This is a genomic window from Bradyrhizobium sp. Leo78 (assembly GCF_059512425.1).
Map to the genome: position 1 here is coordinate 39,128 of NZ_JCAMOT010000004.1, position 20,324 is coordinate 59,451.

Consider the following 20,324-nt stretch of genomic DNA (forward strand, 5'->3'; position numbering starts at 1 on the left):
CCTTTCTCCTGAGATGCAGCTCGACGGATAATCATGCCGGAGAATAAGCCAGGTTCTGAAACGACAGATGGCTTGAAGCACTGGCTCGAGGAGGCCGGCCTCGGCCAATACGCCGATCTTTTCATCCAGCACCGCATCGGCCTCGATGTCATCCCCGATCTGACCGAAGAAGATCTGGCGAAGCTTGGTCTGCCGATGGGCGATCGCAGGCGCCTGCAGCGCGCGATAGGCTCGCTCGTCCCGATCGCACCGAGCAATCCGGTAGCGGATCGCAGCGTCCCGCCGAGAACGGGCAACGCCGCCGAGCGGCGCCAGCTCACCGCCATGTTCTGCGACATGGTCGGCTCCACCTCGCTCTCCGAGCAGTTCGATCCCGAGGATGTGCGCGACATCATCGGCCGTTTCAGGGAGACCTGCGTCCGGATCGTGAAGCACTATGACGGCTTCGCCGCACGCTATATCGGCGACGCGATCCTGATCTATTTTGGCTACCCGCACGCGCATGAAGACGACGCCGAGCGTGCGGTGCGCGCCGGGCTTGAGATCGTCGAGGCGCTGTCGTCGGCGCAGGGCGGCGAGCAGCGAGCGGCGTCCAGCTATACACCTGCGGTTCGGATCGGAATTGCGACCGGCCTTGCCGTCGTCGGAGACCTGATCGGGCAGAGCACCGAGGAGCGCGATTCCGCCGTCGGCGAAACGCTGAACCTCGCCGCCCGGCTGCAGCCGCTTGCCCCCGTCAATGGGGTGGTCATCGCGTCCTCGACGCAATCGCTGTTGAGGGGAAAGTTCGACTACCAGAACCTCGGCATTCACGCGCTCAAGGGGATATCCGAAAAAGTCCAGGCCTGGCGCGTGGTCCGCCGCGCGCGCACGGAAACACGCTTCGCCGCGGCAATGGGTCCGAGATTGACGCCGCTGGTCAACCGGGAGGAAGAAATCGCCCTGCTGATGCGACGCTGGCAACAGGCCAAGCGGGGTCATGGCCAGGTCGTGCTGCTGTCGGGCGAGCCCGGAATCGGCAAGTCGCGCGTTTTCCAGGAGATTCACGAGCGGATCGCGGGCGAGCATCACGGGCAATTGTCGTTCCAGTGTTCTCCTTATTACACCGGCACCGCGTTCTATCCGTTTATCGAGCAGTTCAAATTCGCGATCGGACTCGATCGCGAAGGCTCTTCGGTGCTGGCGCTTTCAAGCCTCGAAGCGGCCGTGATCGCCGCAAAGGGCAATGTGCAGCAGGTGGTGCCGATCTTTGCTGCGCTATTGTCGATCTCGACCGGCGACCGGCACGCGCTGCCGGAGCTTTCGCCGCAGCAGCACAAGGATGTGACGGTCGCCGCGCTGGTGAACCATCTGGTCGGGCTCGCGCGCGACCAGCCATTGATGATCGCCTTAGAGGATGCCCACTGGATCGATCCGACCTCGCGGGAGGTGCTCGACCTCTTGGTGGAGAGGGCTCAGAACGCAGCCATCCTCGTGATCGTCACCTGCCGCCCGGAATTCAAGCCGAGCTGGAATGCGCATCGCCACATCACGGCATTGACGCTCAACCGGCTCAGCCGACAACTGCGGACGACGTTGGTCGAGCGGGTCGCAGGCCGGCGAGAACTGCCGAGGGAAGTGGTCGAGGAGATCATCGTCAGGACCGATGGCGTGCCGCTATTCCTCGAAGAGCTGACCAAGGCCGTCATCGAATCCAACCTGCTCACCGAGCGGCATGGGCGCTACGTCTTCACCGGACCATGGCGCCAGCTCTCGATCCCGGCCACGCTGACCGACTCGCTGATGGCGCGCCTCGATCGCATGGGGCCGTTCAAGAAGATCGCCCAGATCGGAGCCACGATCGGCCGCGAGTTCTCCTACGAGATCCTTCGCGCGGTCGCCGAAGCTCCGGCGGAGCAGATCGAGGCAGCGCTTGATCATCTCGAGCAAGCGGGATTGATCGTTTGCCGCGGTCATCCGCCGGATGCGATCTATGCCTTCAAGCATGTGATGATCCAGGACGCGGCGCATTCGAGCCTCCTGCACAGCGAAAGACGAAGGCTGCATTCGCGGATCGCTGAGGTGATTGCGGATCTCTATCCCGAACGTACCGAGCGCGAGCCCGAGCTTTTCGCCTATCACCTGACCGAATCCGGCCAGGCCGAACCTGCCGTTGGTTTCTGGCTGAAGGCGGGCAGGCAGTCCGCAAAGGCGGGCGCCAATCTGGAAGCGATCAGCCATCTCCGGCGCGGCCTCGGCGTCACCCAAAGCCATCCCAAGATGATGCGACGCGACGAAATGGAGCTGGAGCTTCGCACCGCGCTGGGCAACGCCTTGATCGCCGCCAAGGGCTACGCCGCGCAGGAGGTCGAGGAAAACTACGCCCAGGCGCTCGAGCTCGGCCGCCAGCTTGACGATGAGGCAAATGTGTTCGCGGCGACCCGCGGGCTTTGGGTGTACCATTTCATCCGCGCCGATCTGAAGCGCGCCCATGATCTCAGCGTCGAACTCTTGCAATTCGCGAAGCGCGTACGCCCGAACGCAACCGCGCAATCGATGCAGCAGCATGCCGGATATCTGATCGAGGCCCACAGGTCGATCGCCATGACCATGCTCTATCGCGGGCGATTTGCGGCTTCGCACTATCATCTGCAGCGCTGCATCGGGCTCTACACGCCCGAATGGCACGGCGAACTGACCGAACGGCACGGTATCGATCCTGGCGTCGTGTCGCTGTCCTATCTCGGATATCTCCAGTGGTTTCTCGGCCGTCCCGATGCGGCGCGCCAGCACACCGAGGATGCGATCGTCAACGCCGAACAGCTGCGTCATCCGTTCACGCTCGCCTTTGCCCTCGAGTTCGGCGCCTATCTTTGCCAGCACCTGCGCGATGTCGAGGGCACCATGAACTATTCCGACCGCGCCATGGTGGTCTCGTCGGATCATGGCTTCCAGCACTGGAAGCAGCAGGCAGGCATTCTGCGCGCATGGGCGATGGTCGAACTCGGCGATATCGACGAAGGGCTGAAGCAGATGCGGGTGGGACTGGAGGGCTATGAAGCCATGGAGGCCTGGCTGGCGACCTGCTGGTTCAGGAGCCTGCTCGCGACTGCCTATGCGAAAGTCGGCCGCCTGGAAGCGGCACTGCGGACGCTGGACGGCGCACTCGCGGTTGCGAGGCGCACCGGTGACCATTTCTTCCTCGCCGAGGTCTATCGCCTGCAGGGTGAAACGACCTTTGCTCAAGGCGGGCTCGCTGTGGCCGACGACGTCGAGGAGCTGTTCCGCCGTTCGATCGAGCTGGCCCGCGAGCAGAGCGCGCTTGCATGGGAATTGCGATCGGTCGTCAGCCTGGCACGCCTTTGGCGCGATGCCGGCAGGCGCGAGCAGGCCGTCGAACTGCTCGTGCCTGTTACAGCGCAGTTCGCGGAAGGCTTCCTTACGCCGGACCTGAAGGACGCGTGGAATCTGATGGAGGAACTCGGCGCGAATCCGTCAAGGCAGCATCCATGGGCCAACCAGACAGGGCTACACCAGGCCGGATGAGCGATCTGGCGGCGGCAAGACGACGCTACGCGCAAGCGATCCGGCAACGCGAGCAGATTTCGTCGGCGCGCCTGCTGCGGGCTTTCGCCACGGTGCCGCGCGAGCACTTTGCGGGCGATGGCCCCTGGCGCATCCGGCGCGAGGTCGGACGCGGCTACAGCTCCACCGCCGATGCGGATCCCGTTCACCTCTACGACGACGCGCTGGTGGCGATCGATGAACGGCGCAAGCTCGAGACCGGACTGCCGAGCTTGTGGGCGCATTTCTTCGATGTTCTCGACATCAAGGCGAACGAGCGCGTGGTGCAGATCGGCTGCGGGCTCGGCTATTATTCGGCGATCCTGTCCAGGATCGTCGGCGCGCAAGGCATGGTCCTTGCCATCGACTGTAACAAGACATTGGCCGACCGTGCCGCCGCCAATCTCCGCCGATACAAGAACGTCGAAGTGGTCCACGGCGACGGCTGCAACGACGTGAGCGGCCCGGCCGATGTGATCATCGTCCATGCCGGCTTCAATCATCCGCATCCGCTGTGGATCGAATCGCTCCGCCGCAACGGCCGCCTGCTGGTCCCGCTGACCAAGCGGGGCCGGGCCGGCATCGTCATCAAGATCACCCGCCTCGCCCGCTGCTATCAGGCCGAAGTCGTCAGGGGCATCAGGATCATCCCGGGCAAAGGCCGAGGCGGAACCGCGCTCGACGAACGCGTGACGGACTGGTGGCAACGCGCCGTCGCCCTCGCACCGCTGCGGTTTCAAAGCATCGAGCAGGGACTGCCGTCTGAGCGGAAACCGCGACCTACTTAGAGCGTGATGACGTTTCTTCGAATCGTCTCACGCTGCCCACTTTTCCGGATCATGCTCTGACGACTTCCGACGTAGCGCAACTGGGAGCAGGTCACCCTCTGCACGCCAAGCCGACCGTCCCGCGCATAGCGGACGTCATCTGGATCGCTTCTCGATCTTCCTCAAAGCAGCGCAGCATTCATCGCGCCAAGCGCTGACGAGCGCCGGCTGAGCCGACGCGAGAGTCAGGGCGATCGGGCGTTTCCAAGAGCCAGGAACAGCGTCTGTTGCCACCGATCGCTTTCGATTTGATCGAGCACGGCAAGATCGAGCATCGGCCGCAAGGCGCTGCCTTTCGGCAGGACGATCGCGTATCTCTCGCTGCTGAAGCTGGTGTCGACGACTCGGATCGAGCCTGAGAAGTCGTTACGAACGATCCAGGCCAGCAGCGGCTTGTCATGGACGAAGGCATCGATCTGACCGCGGCTCAATGCGGATAGGCCGCTTTGAGCGTCAGGAAATGCCCGGAAGGAAAGTTGCTGGCGCGTGAGGTAGTCGCTTGTCGGAGAGTTCGCGACGGCGCCAACGCGCACGGATCGCAGGTCGTTGAAGCTGTGGACTGCGCCCTGCAGTTCCCTGCGCGTGAGGGTGGAGGTGATGCCCGCGGTGAACACGGCGATCGCGATGACGGAAGCAATCATCCACCCGGTCGCGACGATCCGCCCGGGAAGCGTTGCCGGTGCATTCGCTGCGGCGCCGGCCTGCGTCATGGCAATGGTCGACCACCAGAAGCTGGAGCCGAGCCCCTTGGCGCCCCCGCCGAAATGTTCCGTCTTCCGCCGCTCCAGCAGCCAAATGATGAAGCCCACCGCCATCGCAAAACAAAGCAGCAGACCGACAGCCTGGAAGAAGCCGAAAGAGAGAAGCGCCCGTCCGATCGAGACCCAGGGGCTCTCGTTGAGAGCCACCGCAATCCCGAGTCCGGTGTTGTAGAAAGGTTGGGTGAAATCGACATCGCGTGCACGTGCAGCGGTCACGGTTACGGCCGCGACGCCGGCGTCGAAGGTGCCTTTCGCGACGCCATCCAACAGATCCTGCACACTCTGCGTCTCAACCAGGCGAAACTTAAGATGCGCGCGATCAGCGATCCGTCTCCAGAGCTCAATGCTGATACCGCCCCAACTCCCGTCCGGCTGCTTCATCGCAAAAGGCGGGGCTTCCTTGGTCGCCACCACCAATTCTTTGTCAGGGGCTATGCCTTGCGCATGGACCGTGCTGCAGACGAGCGCAAGGATCGCCAGCGGTAAGAGACATGTCAGAACCGATCGAAGCGACAAAATCACTGGTTCGCCTTGAGGGTGCCGAGTCGCCGCTCTTCACGTTCACCACGGCAGCGACGCTTCCTGCCCAAGCCGACGACATGATCGGGTGGAGTAGCGCGCATTCATTTTCGAACTCCAGCGGATTCACCGTACGCCTCGGCTTCTCCCCCGAATCTCGGAACCCAAGAAGATCCAGGCGAGTCCGCCTCTGCAATTCTTACTAGAATCATGGCAATTTGGCGCGCCACTCAGAACAAATTACGATCCGCCCTGCTTGGCAGGCCTCAGCCCGGCCTATTCCAGCCTCCGCGTGGCAACGAAGCTGCTTCGCTATCGCAAGAACTGTCTGAATCGCCAGAGGGAGAACCCGAACAAAATCGCTCCGATGGCCAGCAGCGCGGCGATCTGCGGCCAGACGACGTCGAACCCGGCGCCGCGGAACAGCACGGCCTGGGCGAGAATGACGAAGTGAGTGTTGGGCGCGGCGAGCATGATGTTCTGGATGATCTCAGGCATGCTCTCGCGCGGCGTCGTTGCGCCTGACAACATCTGCAGCGGCATCAGCACCAGCATCATCAGCAGGCCGAACTGCGGCATGGTTCCGCCGACCGTCGCCAGAAAGATGCCCAGGCTGGTCATGGCGAAGATGTAGAGCGCGGTGCCGAACAGGAAAAGCGGAATCGAGCCTCCGATCCGGACCGACAGCAATCCCTGCACCACCAACACGAGCGCAACGCTGGAGGCCAGAAGCACGACGAGTCCCATCGACCAGATCTTGCTCGCCATGATCTCGAATGGCGTCACCGGCATGACGAGCAGGTGCTCGATGGTCCCGTGCTCGCGCTCGCGGATCAGCGCGGCTCCGGTCAGAATGATCGACAGCATGGTGATGGAGGAGACGACGTTGTTGATGGCGCCGAACCAACCTTTGTTGAGCTCCGGGTTGAAACGCGCGCGCAGGGCGAGCTCGATTGGGAGAGGCGCGGCCGAGCGATAGCGGGCCAGAAACTCGCTGACCTCCTCGTTCACGATGGTCTGGATGTAGCCGCTCCCGGTAAAGGCCTGCGACATGCGGGTCGCATCCACGTTGAGCTGGATGGCCGGCGATCGCTGGGCCAGTAGATCGCGCTGGAAGTTCGGCGGAATGTTGAGCGCGAAAGTGTCGAGACCCGCATCCATGCGGATGTTCACGTCCGACTGCGGAATCAGGCGCGGTATCGTGAAATAGGGTGGATTGAACGCCGTGATGATGCGCGTCGATGCCGGCGAGTTGTCCTCGTCGACGATGGCGAGCGCAGCCTGGTTCAAGGTCTCGGGCTGCGACCTGGAAGCGGTATAGATGGAGATCGTGAAGGCATAGACGATCAGGATCATCAGCATCGGGTCGCGCAGAAGACCCCGCAATTCCTTGATGCCGAGCTGGACGACGTTGGCGATATCCATGTCTAGCTCGCCTGCTTCTTCAAGAGCACCACGCCGACACCAAGCAGCACCGGGATGGTTATGAGCAACGCAATGAACTCGGCCGACAGGTCGCCGAAATCGAGCCCTTTCGAGAAAGTGCCGCGCGTGATGGTGACGAAGTGCGCGGTCGGGTAGATCCGCCCGATGACGGCGCCAGCGCCCTGGAGGGACGACACCGGATCGACCAGGCCCGAATACTGGGTGGCAGGAATCATGGTGAGCAGCGCAGTCGCGAAGATCGCGGCGATCTGGCTGGTCATGAACGCCGATATCACAAGCCCCATCGCCGTCGTAATAGTCACGTAGAGAAGCGCCGCGACGGTGAACGCCGGGAAGCTGCCCGTGAATGGAACGCGAAAGACGAACACGGCAAAGGCGGTCAACAGGAAGAAATTCAGCATGGCGAGCGCCACATAGGGAAGCTGCTTGCCGACGAGAAACTCCAGCCGTGTCACTGGCGTCACATAGAAATTGATGATCGATCCAAGCTCCTTCTCGCGCACGACGCTTAGCGTCGACAATATCGCAGGTATGATCAGCAGGAGGATCGGGATCACGGCGGGAGCCATCGCCACAATGCTCTTGAGGTCGGGGTTGTACCGAAAACGTGTCTCGATCTGGAAATTGCCGGACGCCGCGGCGTTGCCGTATAGCAGCCGGGCCCGTTCCGTCAGCCATTGGGCATGCATCGCCTGCACATAGCCCCTCACCGTCTCCGCCCGCGAAGGCATGGCGCCGTCAATCCACGCGCCGATCTGAACGTTGCTGCCGCGCGCCACGTCGCGCCCGAACCCCGGCGGGATCTCGAGCGCCAGGCTCAGCTCACCGCTGCGCATGCGGCGGTCGAGATCGTCGTAGTCGGTGATCGCTGGCAATTCGGTGAAAAAGCGCGATCCGGAAATCTGCAGGACATAATCACGGCTGATCCCGCTTTCGTCGCGGTCCATGACGGCGAAGGACAGGTTCTCGACATCCATGTTGATGCCGTAGCCCATCACGAACATCAGAATGAGGCTGCCGAGAATGGCCAGCGTGGCGCGGATCGGGTCGCGCCGCAGTTCGAGCGCCTCCCGATGGGTGTAGGCGAACACGCGCCGCAGATCGAAGAAGCGCATGAGCCGCTGGTGTGCCGCACCGGTTTGGTCGCCCGGCAAAGCCGCGGCCGGTGCGGCGACCTGCAGCCTGGCGGCCGTCCTGCCGATCGCGTCCTGCAGATAGGCGACGAAAGCCTCTTCGAGACTGCCGCCGCCGCGCTGCTCGGCAAGCCTCGCCGGCGTGTCGCTGACCAGCACCCTGCCCGCGTGCATCAGCGAGATGCGGTCACAGCGCTCGGCCTCGTTCATGAAATGAGTCGAGACAAAGATCGTGACGTCGTCCTTGCGGGATAGATCCGACAGGATTTGCCAAAAGCCGTCGCGTGCCACCGGATCGACGCCGGATGTCGGCTCGTCTAGAATCAGGATGTCGGGTGCATGGATCATCGCCACCGCAAGTGAGAGGCGCTGGCGGACACCAAGGGGCAACGCATCGGGCAATGCGTCGATGACGTCGACGAGGTCGAACCGCCGCGTCATCTCCTGGACACGTCCCTCGATCGTGTCAGGGGCAAGCCGGAACAATCGCGCATGTAGCTCAAGGTTCTGCCGGATCGTCAGTTCGGAATAGAGCGAGAAGGCCTGCGACATGTAGCCGACGCGGCGCCGGACATCCATGTCGTTGGTGTCGACCTCATGGCGGAATAATTTTGCGGTGCCCTCGCTGGCGGGCAACAGTCCGGTCAACACCTTCATGGTCGTGGTCTTGCCGCAACCGTTTGAGCCGAGAAAGCCGAAGATTTCGCCGCGGGGAATGCGGAAGCTCACATTGTCGACGGCGGTGAAATCGCCGAACCTCACGGTAAGCTGCTCGGCCTCGATCGCGATGTCGTCCGCGTGTTCGCTTGATCGAGGCGGAATCACCACTTCCGTGTGATCGCGCCGCTGCTCCTCCGGAAGCAGCGCAATGAAGGCGGCATCGAGATTATCAGCACCGGTCTGCCGCAGCAGGTCGGCGGGCGCGCCGGTAGCGAGCACGCGGCCTTCGTTCATTGCAACCAGCCAGTCAAAACGCGCCGCCTCCTCCATATAGGCGGTCGCGACAACGACGCTCATGCCCGGGTGGCTCTTGCGGATCTCATCGATCAGCTCCCAGAACTGGCGGCGCGAGAGCGGATCGACGCCGGTGGTCGGCTCATCCAGGATCAGGAGGTCGGGATCATGGATCAGCGCGCAGCAAAGGCCGAGCTTTTGCTTCATGCCGCCCGACAGCTTGCCTGCTGGCCGATCCGCGAAAGGAGCAAGCCCCGTTCCTTTCAGAAGCTGATCGATCCTCTCCTCGCGTTCGCTTTTGCCGTGGCCGAACAGGCGGCCGAAGAAGTCGACATTCTCGAACACCGACAGCGTCGGATAAAGGTTCTTGCCGAGACCCTGCGGCATGTAGGCGATCTGGGGGCACGTCAGCATCCGGTGCGCGGCATCGCTCATGTCTCCGCCGAGCACATCGACACGCCCTTGCTGCACCGCGCGAGCCCCGGCGACAAGAGACAGCAGGCTGGACTTGCCCACGCCATCGGGTCCGATCAAGCCAACCATGCGCGCGGCAGGAATATCGAGCGTGATGCCAGCAAGTGCGCGCGTCTTGCCGTAGGACAGTTCGACCGCATCCAGGCGTATCACTGGCGACGGGCGGGTCTCCCCTGCGGTCGACAGATCGCTCATTGGACGAGTCTCTCAGTAAGCCGCGCCGGCCACTCGGCTTTGGGGTCAAGCTGGACAAAGGCCCTGCCTGGAAGCCCGGTCTTGACCTGTTCGATGTTCCTGCGCAGCAAGTCCGGCGAGATATGCGCCCTGATGCGGAACATGAGCTTTTGACGCTCCTCCTCCGTTTCCACCGTCTTGGGCGTGAACTGCGCAACGTTGGCGACGAAGCTCGCCTTGGCGGGAATGACATGTTGGGGCGCGGCATCCAGCACGATGCGGACATCTGCACCAATTGCGACGCGCCCGGCCTGCGCGGTGGGCAGGAAGAAGGTCATGTAGACGTCGCCGAGATCGACGAGATTGAGCACGCGACCGCCGGCGGCAAGGACTTCGCCCGGCTGCGCCACGCGAAACTGCACGCGCCCATCGCGCGGTGCTGTCAGGGTACTATCGTTGATGTCGGCCTTGATACTCTCGATGGCCGCCTTTGCCGCGTCGATTGATGCTTCGGCGTCGACCACTTGCGCCTGGGTGGAACTGATGGCGGCCTCCGCCGCCGCACGCTGAGCCTCGGCCGCGGCCACCGCAGCCTTCGCCCCCTCGGCGGCCGCACGATCGTCGTCGAGCGTCTGTTGAGGCACGGCGTTGGTTCTGATCAATTGCTCGGATCGCCGCAGCCTTCGGTCGGCCGTATCCAGCTCGGCGTTGCGCTGCGCAATCACTGCGGTGGCGGCTTTTCGCTCGGCTTCTCGCTGGGCGACGAGACTCTTGGCGGTATCGACACCGATGATCGCGCGGCGCAATTGCGCTTCGGCTTGACGGAGCTGGGCGTGGAGCTGCGTCGTGTCCATGCGCGCGAGCACTTGTCCGACTGTGACAAAATCGCCCTCTCTGACCAGGATCTCCTGGATGCGCCCCGGTGTCTTGGTGGCAATATCGATTTCGACCGCTTCGATGCGGCCGTTACCGCTGGCGATTCCCGGCGGGAGATTGTCGCTCGCGAGCCTCTGCCAGGCGTAGTAGCCACCTGCGGCCAAAAGTACGGCGAGCAGGATGATCAGCCAGCGGTTTCGGCCTTTTCTCATTGCCGACGGACCTCATCCATTACATCCGGACACATGGTCCATTGCCGGCGCGCTAACGGGTCGCGCGCGCCGAGCCGTTGTTCACCCGGCCGCCATTGGGAACCGTATCAAGACTGATCGTAGCTCCCATCCGCCAACACCGACATCCGACAAAACCCTGAGCCAAAGCTCAGCAATGTTCCGAGTTGCTTCGATAGGAAGGTTTCGCGGCTGCGCTATCGACGTCCTCTTTCGCCCAGGGTCAAATGGGTTACCGTCGCCGCGAGATTGACGCCGATCGCACGCTCGACGGAAAGCGGCTGCAGGACGACGCTTCGGCGCGACCCGCCGATCAGGGCGTTGGCGCCAAAGCCGGGTCCCAGCGCAACATTGGCGCTGGCCCCCACATAGCTGCCGCGCATGGTGCCGGGCCCAATCCGCGAGTTCTTGGCAAAGACGGCCCAGGATAGAACGCCACTTCCGGTGACGCCGAGGTCAAGACCGACACGCCTTATTCGCCCAGCGTAAATGTAGCGCTGCGACGAACCTCTCCGGTAGAATACGCAACGCAGCGACTGCGTCGATCCAACAAGGAATCCGATCCGCGGACTGCTGGAACACAACAGCCGACCGACCCTGAATATCTCGCCTTGCGCGGGCGTTGCGACGGCGGAAATTGAAGCGAAAACGCACAAGGCGCCAAGCAACCGTATCGTCTGCATCTCAGGCCTCGACTTGATCTTCGGTGTGGTGAGGTGCGGCCGCGCGGCCATAGCTAAGCCAGAACGTCATGCCGATGCCGACCAGGAATACGGCCGCAAGCAGGAAGAAGATCACCGACTGCTTCAGCCAGGAGAGCGCCGGAACTGCGGCACCCATGGCGATGCCGAGGAAGCAGATCTGCGGGGACAAAAGGCTAAGGCCGGCGAGGAAGGTGCCGAGCGCCAATAGGGTCAGAAGCACCAGGCTGGTTGCCGGCGTCGGGAGCAACTGTTGAACGCCGGAGACAAGCATGATGTTCATCGTCACCAGGACAGCCACCCAATGAAGCGCCTGGGTCCAGATCAACCGAAACTGAGCCTGCTTGCTGCCGAGCTCGGGCCATTTGGTGACGACGCAGACCACAGCGATAGCAAGCGCCAGGAACTCCCAATAACCTACAAGCGGCTGATGCGAGATATTGGTATAGGCAACGCCTGCGATGGCGAGCACGAGTGCGACGACATAGGGTAACCGCCGCCATAGAACATCGGCTCTTCCCGAACCGGTCGAGGCAGGCGCGCCCCCGCTCCGTTGCCCGTTAGTCTCGCTCATCGAACATCCACCGCTGTCGGATTCGTTCCTGTACTGCGTTTGGATCAGTCATCGATCGCTCAAATTACATGAACGGATTGGGCCTGTCGTGCCACACAATCCGGCTAGCGGTTCAGTTGGCCGACGACCGCCCTGCAGGTGCATGGGTGCGAACCCGCCTGCTGCCGAAATGCGGATGCCGTCCGCCGCGGTGGCGCCAATGGCGATGCTTGTGTGGGTTCATATTTGTATTCGGTGTTGCGCTCTTTTGCGCAGCCGCGCCTTGGTCAGTCGATTGGGCCACGGACAGGCTTGGCGGCGCTGCGATGGCTGCAACTACGCCGACGATCAGAGCGCCGACCACGAGTCGGATGTTCATGCACGCCTCCATATTTCCCATCGGCGATAGTGCAAGCGCTAAGGGCGGCAAGGAATGCGGGATGCCGGCAGCCGCTGACCACGATCCTATCGGCGACTTTGCCGCGCGCACATCCGGGATTCTATGTAGGAGCGGGCGGCAGAAACTGCGGATCGCGGCCATGCTGCGCGACGTCCGATATCAGGAGGCGAGCCGCCCGAAAGCAATATCGCATCCGCTTCGACAAGTGGCGACGAGCGGCGGCCCCAGTGAGTAAGGCATCTCCTCCAGCGACAATGCCCTGCGCCGAAGCAGCGTAGTTCCCGCCCCCGAATATCGGGTGATTATCTGATATCCTGCACCGGGCCATCACCATAGGCTTGACTATCCCGTGCTGGGCGCGGTCGAGAGGAGGCAAGCCATGTCAAACTATGACCAGGATACAGTCACCTCCGGTGCGATTAGCAGCGATGCCATCGCGGTCGATGTCGGCCTCCGCAACTACATGCTGCGCATCTACAACTACATGGCCGCAGGTGTCGGCCTCACTGCTCTTGTCGCCTGGCTGACTTATCAGCTCACCGGCCCGGCATTACTGCAGAATCCGCTGATGTGGATCTTCATCCTGGCGCCGCTGGCCCTGGTGTTCTTCATCAGTTCACGCATCCATACGCTATCGGCGACAACGGCACGTTGGTTGTTCTTTGTCTATGCAGCCCTGGTCGGCGTGTCGCTCTCGACCTTGCTCCACATCTACACAAGTTCCTCGATCACACGCGTGTTCTTCATCGCCGCCGCAACGTTCGGAGCGCTCAGCATCCTTGGGTACACCACCAGGCGCGACCTGTCCGGACTGGGCACCTTCCTGTTCATGGGCTTGATTGGCGTCATCATCGCAAGCGTGGTCAACCTATTCCTGCGCTCGACCGGACTTGACTGGCTGATCTCGATCGTGGGCGTCGGCATCTTTGCCGGCCTGACTGCCTATGATACGCAGCGCATCAAGGCGATGTACGACTCTGGGGACGATGAAACTTCCGCAGGCCGCAAGTCGGTACTTGCCGCGTTGTCGCTCTACCTCAATTTCATCAACCTGTTCATGATGATGCTGCGCCTTGCGGGCACTCGGCGTTAAAGCGTTGCTCCAGAGCTTCGGCTCTGATTCAATCAGAACCGAAAGATGCACGAGACGCGAAGGCGATATGCGGTTAGTGCCAATCACGAATGGCAGCGCCTCATTCGCCGCCGTCCCACTCGCGACTGGTGCAGTGCAAGAATTCGCGAGTTCCAATCCAAAGATTGCTCCACGTCAATGGCGCTTTGCTACCTGACGGTGTATGATGCGGACTGGGTATCCGATCGGGTCAGGGAGATTGGTCGAGGCAAGGGCGGCTCTCAGCATCGAGAGCCGCGTGGAAGGCGAATGCGTACCGTGAAGCAACATAATGCTCCTACGTGCGGATCGGATCGAACCAATGCACAGGGATGGCCAGGCATTGGCGCAGCAAGCGCGAGCGATCGGCTGTACTGGAAACTAGCCTCCGACCTTCTCTTTGTGGTGCGCCCTTCATGTGAAGGGCGCTTTGTTTATGAAGATATAAACCCGGCGTTCGAATCTCTTGTTGGGATCGCGTCGGAAGACATCCGGGGGATGGCCGTTTGCGACTGCATGGGGAAGCAGGATGCCAGGTCCGTTCACGAGGCGCTTGATGCTTGTCGCGCCGGAGGTGCCGAGGTTCGGATCCGGCATCGGCTCGCGCTCGGGGGATCCCCACGAACTGTCGAGACAATCGTTGCGCCAATCTGCGGTCCCATGACCGGCTGCATTGCCACCTTTATCGGTAGCCATCGGATCATGGACGGAGCGTCCTCCCACGACCTTGCAGCCATCTCCGACGGTCGTGCGAGCATGGGCGCCACGCTGGTTTCCATTCAGGAAGACATGCAGCAGCGCATTGCCTCCGACCTCCACGATTCGACCTGCCAGCATTTGATCGCCGCAAGCCTCGGGCTCATGCGGATGCGGAACAGCTTGAGTGAGCCGACCAATGCCGAGCGGCTTTGCGACGATATCGATGCGTCGATCGATCAGGCAATCAAGGAAATTCGGGCCTTTGCCTACCTGCTGCACCCGCAAAATCTGACGGTTGCCGGGCTGAAGGCAGCAATCGAGAGATATGCGGAAGGGTTCGCGGCGCGCACATCGTTGAGAGTCGATGCCAGCATCTCGCCCGAGATCGATCGCGTACCTTACGACACGCAGCGCTCCCTGCTGCGGGTGGTCCAGGAGGCGCTGACGAATGTCTTCCGTCATGCAAGAGCAACGAAAGTCGAGATCGCGATCGAGACGACCGATGACCATTTCCGGCTGAGGGTCAGCGATAATGGGCGCGGCATGCCGCTCGACCAGACACTCGGCGGCGCGATGGCAGGGCCGCCCGGCGTCGGAATTCCCGCAATGAAGGTGAGACTGCAGCAGATCGGAGGTACCCTCGAAATCCGCTCCGAGCCGGGACCGGGGCAGCCCGGCACGACATTATCCGCGGTGTTCCCGCGCGGTCCGGCGACCGAAAAATCGCCGCCGGCCAAGGGCCGCCCCCGCCATCATGGTCCGCGCAAACGGGTTCACTGATCGTACAGCCGAACTCGCGTCACTGGTGCCGGTCGAGCCTGCGACGCAACACGAGTGGGAGCTAACCCGCCATGAAGCGCTTTCTTATCGCCGACGATCATGAAGCGGTGCGGTCGGGACTACGCGCGGTTCTGGAGCAACGTGCCGACTGGGAAGTCGTTGCTGAGGCGAACGACGGCAGCAAGGCCCTTGCCGAGGCGATCGCAAACCAACCCCATGTCGCAATCGTCGATTTCTCCATGCCGCGCATGACGGGAGTGGAGGTCGCGCGGCGGATCAGGGAGTATCGCCTGCCAACCGAAGTATTGATCTTCACGGTCCACAATTCCAGCCTGCTGGCCCAGGAGGCATTCGAGGCAGGCGCCCGGGCATTCGTATTGAAATCGGATGCCAACAGGCTGTTGTTGGCGGCGGTTGAGTCGCTTCTGGCGCATAAACCATTTTGCACCGAGAGCTGTTCGCCTGAATCGAACGAGGTCTCGACCGGAGATCGGGACAGGCTCTCGCCGCGGGAGCGATTAGTCGTCAAGCTGATTGCGGAGGGCTACAGCAACAAAGGCATTGGCGCCATCCTGAACCTCAGCGTCAAAACCGCCGAAGCGCACCGGGCGGCCGCGATGCGCAAGCTGGATATCCACTCGACGGCGGATCTGGTCCGCTACGCGGTTCGCGCCCGCCTGCTGGAAGCATGACACGCCAAAGCATGATCCGGCGCTTGATGTTCCGGCTTGTTCTACCATGAGCCCGGGAGGCTAAGCTGACCTCAGTATATTTCCCGCGAAATCCGAGGGTTTTGCGGGATAACTGCCGGAAAGCCAATCGGTATGATTCTGACCTCGCTGTCGGCTATCGCTATCGATCGTTCCAGCGCAAGGGAACGACGCCATGAAACGCATCCTGATTGCGGATGATCATGAAGTCGTGCGTTCCGGGCTTCGCGCGATCGTTGAAACGCGCTCCAATTGGATTGTAACTGCAGAAGCTCCCGACGGTGAGCAGGCGATCGCATTGGCGTTGGAAACGAGACCGGACGTCATCATCGCCGACTATTCCATGCCCCTCGTAAACGGACTGGAAGTCAGCCGCCGCATCAAGACGCTTCGTCTGCGTTCGGAAGTGTTGATCCTCACCATGCATGAAAGTGAGGAGATTTTGACCGAGGCTCTTCTGACCGGGGTACGTGGCTTCCTGCTCAAATCGGACGCCAGGAAGCATCTCATTTCAGCAATCGAAGCTCTGCTCGACGGCCGACCTTACTTTACCAGCGTCGTGTTGGAGAAATTGCTGACCGACTACCAGCTCAACAAACAGAACAAGTCCAGTGCGCTCCTCACATCGCGGGAGCAGAACGTCGTGCAGTTGATTGCAGAGGGGCATACCAACAAGGCCATCAGCTCCATCTTGAAGCTTAGCGTGAAGACTGTCGAAACCCATCGGGCGTCCGCCATGCGCAAGCTTGGCATGTCATCCACAGCCGAGCTGGTTCGCTATGCGATTCGCAAGAAGCTGGTTGCGCCCTGAGGCGCAGACAATTCAAGCGGCAGTCGTCGCGCCGGGTTACGCAGCGAGTATTGGATCATTGGCTGGAGTTCACACGGCCCCGCCGGTGATATCGCCCGAATGCCACGCGCGGATTGACGGCGCATGTGGCCCCTCGCCCCGACGCCGCGGCCATACATGCCGCCCGCGTGCGGAAGGAGCAATCTCCCGGAATCCCAGTGGTTCGAGATTGCAGGCAATAGGGATAGTCCCGTGCCGTAGCGGGACCAGCTTCGGCAATCCAGATCAAGCCGGCCGCAGATAAGAGTGCCATCAGGTAGCGCATGAGATCACCTCGCTCATTGAGGATATCTCCATAGTGCCGAAGGAGGACGCGCCTGAAAATACATGATTCCCCGGGGGCCAGCTTGACAAGATTCCCTAGAGCGCGCCGATCAGGATCGCGCCACCGAATTCTGAAGCCACGACGCGGGTGTCGAGAACAGGCATTACAGGTTCAGACCTTCCGTAGGATGGGTAGAGCCCCGTGCTTTTCAAAGATCTCGATGGCAGCGAAGCTGTCACCAACTCGATCAGCGCCGGCTCACGCCCCTCGTGCATCGCGGATTGCCTGGGCGACTTTCGTCGCCTGCGACACCCGTCCGATTCGCGCGCCCGTGACGATCTTTTTTCGACGCGTGCTCAAGCGCGGCACCATCCCTTCGTTGGCGGTCGATCCGGCGGAGGGATAGGGAATGAAGTCCGCGGCCCGACGCAGCGCGATAGCCTTTCGAGCCGCTTCGACATTGGCGGTGCGAGCTGCCAGGTTGTGAAGACGCCTGAGTTCGCTGTTAACCCGCTTCAGTGCCGCGGCAAAGACCTGCTTGCGTTGTGATGGACGATCGGCAGTTCCGGGGAAGTTCGCGCCGCGAGGCTGGCCTTTCCCGCGCATCTCTCGCCGCTTTTGTCGGCCGAGCGTTCGCTCCTTGTCGCGCATCTTGCGCAAGCGGGATCGCATGTCCGCAAGATCAGCCGGCTCGACGTCATAGATGGCGGGATGATGCGTGAGGCGGATCGTCTCGTACTCGTCGTGGCTGAGGAGGCTACGTTCGAGTTTGCATGGGATCGACATTTCCTGTTCCTCCGTTGAATCTGTCGATGCTCACATGAACGGCATCATCCAAGTTTAGCGACGCGTGTGGGTGGCATGTGATGCTCGCATAAGGCTGTAGGATTTGTCATCTGCTGTCCCTTCGCCCGTCAGCAACTTTCTGTGTTCGTCATTCAGGTCGCCGCTATCAGCGATCCGCAAAAATGCTGTTGGGTTCTGATCGTTATCGATTTGAGTTTTGCTCCGCCTTGTGCTTCTTTGCGCGCGTCATCGGTGCCCTTTGTAGGGTGAAACGGGAACGCGGTGCGGGAATCTTCCCCAATGCCGCGGCTGCCCCCGCAACTGTAAGCGGACTATTTGCGATCCGGATGCCACTGGGCCTGCCAAGCAGGTTTGGGAAGGCGGATCGCGAGACGACCGCAAGCCAGGAGACCGGCCGTTGACGGGTATCAACTCGTTCGACGGTGGGTCGGCGGAAGGGCATTAATGAACTTGCGGCGTTTTCTTGCCGGGTGTGCGGCCGTTGCTGCGTGCGGTCACACTGGCGCCATGGCCCAATCGGGTCCCGAACAGCTTCCTGCTGTTGTCATCAATCCGGAGGTCCGGTCCAAGCCGGCCCCGAGGAATAGGCAAAGGTCTTCAACAACCCATCCTGCGCGCCCGGCGCCCGGTAACGAGGCGCCGGCCGCGACTCCCGAAGTGGTCGTGACTCCCGACCGTACACTGGAGCCGGCGAGCCGGACCGGAAGCTCGGTCAGCGTGGTCACGCACGAAATGCTCGCGACCAGCAATCCGACCTCGCTCGTCGATGCGCTGCGGACCGTGCCGGGACTCGATATCACCGAAAGCGGCGGACCAGGCGCGACGACCAATGTGCGCTTGCGCGGCGCCAATACCGGCCAGACGCTGGTCATGATCGATGGCATCAGGGTCAACGATCCGACCGCCGCCAGCGGCGACTTCGATTTCGCGATGTTCGCCCCGGGCGCGATGCAGCGGATCGAGGTGCTGAAAGGACCGCAGAGCGCGCTCTACGGATCTGACGCGATCGGCGGCGTCGTCAACATCATCACCAAGAAGGGCACCGGTCCGGCACAACTCGACGTCAGCACCGAGGGCGGAAGCTACGGCACGGCGAGCACCAGCGCAGCGCTGACCGGAACCTCTGGGCCGTGGTCCTACGCGTTCACGGGAAGCGGGCAGCACAGCAACGGCTTTTCACGCTACGGCTATCGCATCCCCGCGCTCGAAGCCAAGTATGGCCCGCTCGAGCGCGATGGCTTCGACCGCGTCGGCGGTTCGGCACGCGTCGGCTACGATTCCGGCGAAGGCGTACGGCTGGAGACGGGCATGCTGGCCTCATTCACGCGGTCCGCCTATGATCAGGCCTCCGGAACGTTCCCGGACACGCCGTCGAGCGCGACGCGCCTGCTCGAACAGGTCTGGGGACGCGCGTCGTTCGACACGTTCGGCGGCATTCTCACCCATAGCGTGAGCGCATTTGAGACGCATATCGACCGCTCGTTCGACGACGTCACCTACAAGATCAACAAACTGCCGCAGAACACGACATCCATCCTCTCCAATTTCGTCGGCGACAGCACGGGCCTGGAATATCAGGGCAACCTGAAGGTCGGCCCGCTAGGATCGCTCATCGTCGGATCGCGTGTGCAGCATGAAACGGCGAGCACCTCCACCACCAACCTATTGCCGATTCCTGGAGCGTCGACGCCACAGCTCGCAGGCACGCAAGACACCAATTCAGTGTTTGCGCTCTGGCAACTGCCGATCGGCGAGCGGCTCAACATCACGATGGGCGGCCGGGTTGACGACGTCGTCGATGTGGCACGGTTCGAGACATGGCGAACCACCGCGGCTTACACGATCGCCGAGACCGGCACCAAGCTGCATGCGAGCGCCGGGACAGGCGCCAAGGCCCCGACGCTCTATCAGCTCTATGCGCCGACCTATGGCAATTCCGCGCTCAGTCCCGAGGAGAGCTTCGGCTACGATGCCGGCATCGACCAAAGCCTGTTCGGAGGCCGCGTTGTGGTTTCGCTGACAGGCTTCGGCAACAGGTTCAGCAACCTGATCGACTTTGTGACCGATCCGGCGCACCCGCTCGGGCACTACGTCAACGTCTCGCGTGCCGAAACCGACGGACTGGAACTCGGGGTCAACGTCGATATTCTGCCGGGCTACCTGAAATTCAACGCCGCCTATACCTATCTGCAGGCTAAGGATCTCTCGACCGGCCTGACGCTGGCGCGCCGGCCGGAAAACCTGGCGAGATTCTCGTTCCCGATCACACCGATCGAGGGCTGGCTGATCGAGCCACGCGTGCTCGCGGTATCCACGCGCTACAGCGGTTCAAACGAGACGCTGCCGCTCGCCCCTTACGTCCGCGTCGATCTCTACACCGAATACAAGATCGATGAGACCTGGAAGGTGTACTTGCGCGGCGAGAACATTTTCAATGAGCACTATCAGGAAGTGTACAACTATGGCACGACCGGACCTGCGGCTTACGCCGGGTTCAGTGCCCACTGGTGA

The 20,324-nt window shown here is 62.0% G+C and carries 15 protein-coding genes and 1 riboswitch; of the genes, 7 read left to right on the forward strand and 8 right to left on the reverse strand.

Features of this window, described 5'->3' with window-relative positions; all coding sequences use genetic code 11:
- Window positions 1-33 precede the first annotated feature (33 nt).
- Window positions 34-3,525: an AAA family ATPase gene (locus AC5ZG1_RS06720; RefSeq protein ID WP_130222874.1), complete on the forward strand. Its 3,492-nt coding sequence runs from the start codon at window positions 34-36 to the stop codon at window positions 3,523-3,525.
- A complete protein-coding gene (locus AC5ZG1_RS06725) occupies window positions 3,522-4,331 on the forward strand; it encodes a protein-L-isoaspartate O-methyltransferase family protein (RefSeq protein ID WP_496132352.1) in 810 nt (269 codons plus the stop codon). The genes AC5ZG1_RS06720 and AC5ZG1_RS06725 overlap by 4 nt, the downstream gene beginning before the upstream one ends.
- Before the next feature lie 224 nt (window positions 4,332-4,555).
- Here AC5ZG1_RS06725 and AC5ZG1_RS06730 read toward each other — a convergent pair whose 3' ends face one another.
- The 6 genes from AC5ZG1_RS06730 to AC5ZG1_RS06755 all read right to left on the reverse strand — a co-directional run bounded on the left by AC5ZG1_RS06730 (window position 4,556) and on the right by AC5ZG1_RS06755 (window position 12,212).
- Entirely contained in the window at window positions 4,556-5,542 is a 987-nt protein-coding gene (locus AC5ZG1_RS06730; protein WP_496132353.1) for a transporter substrate-binding domain-containing protein, read from the reverse strand.
- A gap of 420 nt (window positions 5,543-5,962) precedes the next feature.
- Window positions 5,963-7,075 (reverse strand): ABC transporter permease, encoded by a 1,113-nt coding sequence (locus tag AC5ZG1_RS06735; protein WP_496132354.1) that lies wholly within the window; start codon window positions 7,073-7,075, stop codon window positions 5,963-5,965.
- Between the two features lie 2 nt (window positions 7,076-7,077).
- Window positions 7,078-9,852, reverse strand: a complete 2,775-nt coding sequence (gene rbbA, locus AC5ZG1_RS06740) for a ribosome-associated ATPase/putative transporter RbbA (RefSeq protein ID WP_496132355.1) — start codon at window positions 9,850-9,852, stop codon at window positions 7,078-7,080.
- Window positions 9,849-10,919, reverse strand: coding sequence for an HlyD family secretion protein (locus AC5ZG1_RS06745; protein ID WP_496132356.1), 1,071 nt, complete (start codon window positions 10,917-10,919; stop codon window positions 9,849-9,851). The genes rbbA and AC5ZG1_RS06745 overlap by 4 nt, the downstream gene beginning before the upstream one ends.
- Window positions 10,920-11,134: 215 nt before the next feature.
- Window positions 11,135-11,671, reverse strand: a complete 537-nt coding sequence (locus tag AC5ZG1_RS06750) for a DUF992 domain-containing protein (RefSeq protein WP_496132357.1) — start codon at window positions 11,669-11,671, stop codon at window positions 11,135-11,137.
- Complete coding sequence (locus tag AC5ZG1_RS06755; RefSeq protein ID WP_496132358.1) at window positions 11,622-12,212, reverse strand: hypothetical protein; 591 nt, start codon at window positions 12,210-12,212, stop codon at window positions 11,622-11,624. The genes AC5ZG1_RS06750 and AC5ZG1_RS06755 overlap by 50 nt, the downstream gene beginning before the upstream one ends.
- A gap of 758 nt (window positions 12,213-12,970) precedes the next feature.
- On the opposite strand from AC5ZG1_RS06755, the gene AC5ZG1_RS06760 reads away from it, so the two are divergent.
- The 4 genes from AC5ZG1_RS06760 (at window position 12,971) to AC5ZG1_RS06775 (ending at window position 16,702) form a co-directional block, all read left to right on the forward strand.
- A complete protein-coding gene (locus tag AC5ZG1_RS06760) occupies window positions 12,971-13,684 on the forward strand; it encodes a Bax inhibitor-1/YccA family protein (RefSeq protein WP_130222894.1) in 714 nt (237 codons plus the stop codon).
- 177 nt (window positions 13,685-13,861) lie between these two features.
- A complete protein-coding gene (locus AC5ZG1_RS06765; RefSeq protein WP_496132359.1) occupies window positions 13,862-15,181 on the forward strand; it encodes a sensor histidine kinase in 1,320 nt (439 codons plus the stop codon).
- Window positions 15,182-15,252: 71 nt separating this feature from the next.
- The gene (locus AC5ZG1_RS06770) at window positions 15,253-15,873 is read left to right on the forward strand and encodes a response regulator (RefSeq protein ID WP_130222898.1); all 621 of its coding nucleotides are present in this window, start codon (window positions 15,253-15,255) and stop codon (window positions 15,871-15,873) included.
- Window positions 15,874-16,066: 193 nt separating this feature from the next.
- Window positions 16,067-16,702, forward strand: a complete 636-nt coding sequence (locus AC5ZG1_RS06775) for a response regulator transcription factor (RefSeq protein WP_130222900.1) — start codon at window positions 16,067-16,069, stop codon at window positions 16,700-16,702.
- A gap of 55 nt (window positions 16,703-16,757) precedes the next feature.
- On the opposite strand, the gene AC5ZG1_RS06780 is transcribed toward AC5ZG1_RS06775, so the two are convergent.
- Window positions 16,758-17,006, reverse strand: coding sequence for a DUF3551 domain-containing protein (locus AC5ZG1_RS06780; protein WP_496132360.1), 249 nt, complete (start codon window positions 17,004-17,006; stop codon window positions 16,758-16,760).
- Between the two features lie 258 nt (window positions 17,007-17,264).
- The gene (locus AC5ZG1_RS06785; protein WP_496132361.1) at window positions 17,265-17,666 is read right to left on the reverse strand and encodes a hypothetical protein; all 402 of its coding nucleotides are present in this window, start codon (window positions 17,664-17,666) and stop codon (window positions 17,265-17,267) included.
- A gap of 359 nt (window positions 17,667-18,025) precedes the next feature.
- Window positions 18,026-18,226, forward strand: a riboswitch (cobalamin riboswitch).
- 250 nt (window positions 18,227-18,476) lie between these two features.
- On the opposite strand from AC5ZG1_RS06785, the gene AC5ZG1_RS06790 reads away from it, so the two are divergent.
- Window positions 18,477-20,324 carry a TonB-dependent receptor plug domain-containing protein gene (locus AC5ZG1_RS06790; RefSeq protein WP_496132362.1) on the forward strand — a complete coding sequence of 616 codons (1,848 nt, stop codon included), beginning with the start codon at window positions 18,477-18,479 and terminating at the stop codon, window positions 20,322-20,324.

Bases quoted from the DNA above. Each gene is read 5' to 3' on its own strand.
- AC5ZG1_RS06720 (WP_130222874.1), top strand. From the start codon at position 34: ATGCCGGAGAATAAGCCAGGTTCTGAAACGACAGATGGCTTGAAGCAC.
- AC5ZG1_RS06725 (WP_496132352.1), top strand. From the start codon at position 3,522: ATGAGCGATCTGGCGGCGGCAAGACGACGCTACGCGCAAGCGATCCGG.
- AC5ZG1_RS06735 (WP_496132354.1), bottom strand. From the start codon at position 7,075: ATGGATATCGCCAACGTCGTCCAGCTCGGCATCAAGGAATTGCGGGGT.
- rbbA (WP_496132355.1), bottom strand. From the start codon at position 9,852: ATGAGCGATCTGTCGACCGCAGGGGAGACCCGCCCGTCGCCAGTGATA.
- AC5ZG1_RS06745 (WP_496132356.1), bottom strand. From the start codon at position 10,919: ATGAGAAAAGGCCGAAACCGCTGGCTGATCATCCTGCTCGCCGTACTT.
- AC5ZG1_RS06750 (WP_496132357.1), bottom strand. From the start codon at position 11,671: ATGGCCGCGCGGCCGCACCTCACCACACCGAAGATCAAGTCGAGGCCT.
- AC5ZG1_RS06755 (WP_496132358.1), bottom strand. From the start codon at position 12,212: ATGAGCGAGACTAACGGGCAACGGAGCGGGGGCGCGCCTGCCTCGACC.
- AC5ZG1_RS06760 (WP_130222894.1), top strand. From the start codon at position 12,971: ATGTCAAACTATGACCAGGATACAGTCACCTCCGGTGCGATTAGCAGC.
- AC5ZG1_RS06765 (WP_496132359.1), top strand. From the start codon at position 13,862: ATGGCGCTTTGCTACCTGACGGTGTATGATGCGGACTGGGTATCCGAT.
- AC5ZG1_RS06770 (WP_130222898.1), top strand. From the start codon at position 15,253: ATGAAGCGCTTTCTTATCGCCGACGATCATGAAGCGGTGCGGTCGGGA.
- AC5ZG1_RS06775 (WP_130222900.1), top strand. From the start codon at position 16,067: ATGAAACGCATCCTGATTGCGGATGATCATGAAGTCGTGCGTTCCGGG.
- AC5ZG1_RS06780 (WP_496132360.1), bottom strand. From the start codon at position 17,006: ATGCGCTACCTGATGGCACTCTTATCTGCGGCCGGCTTGATCTGGATT.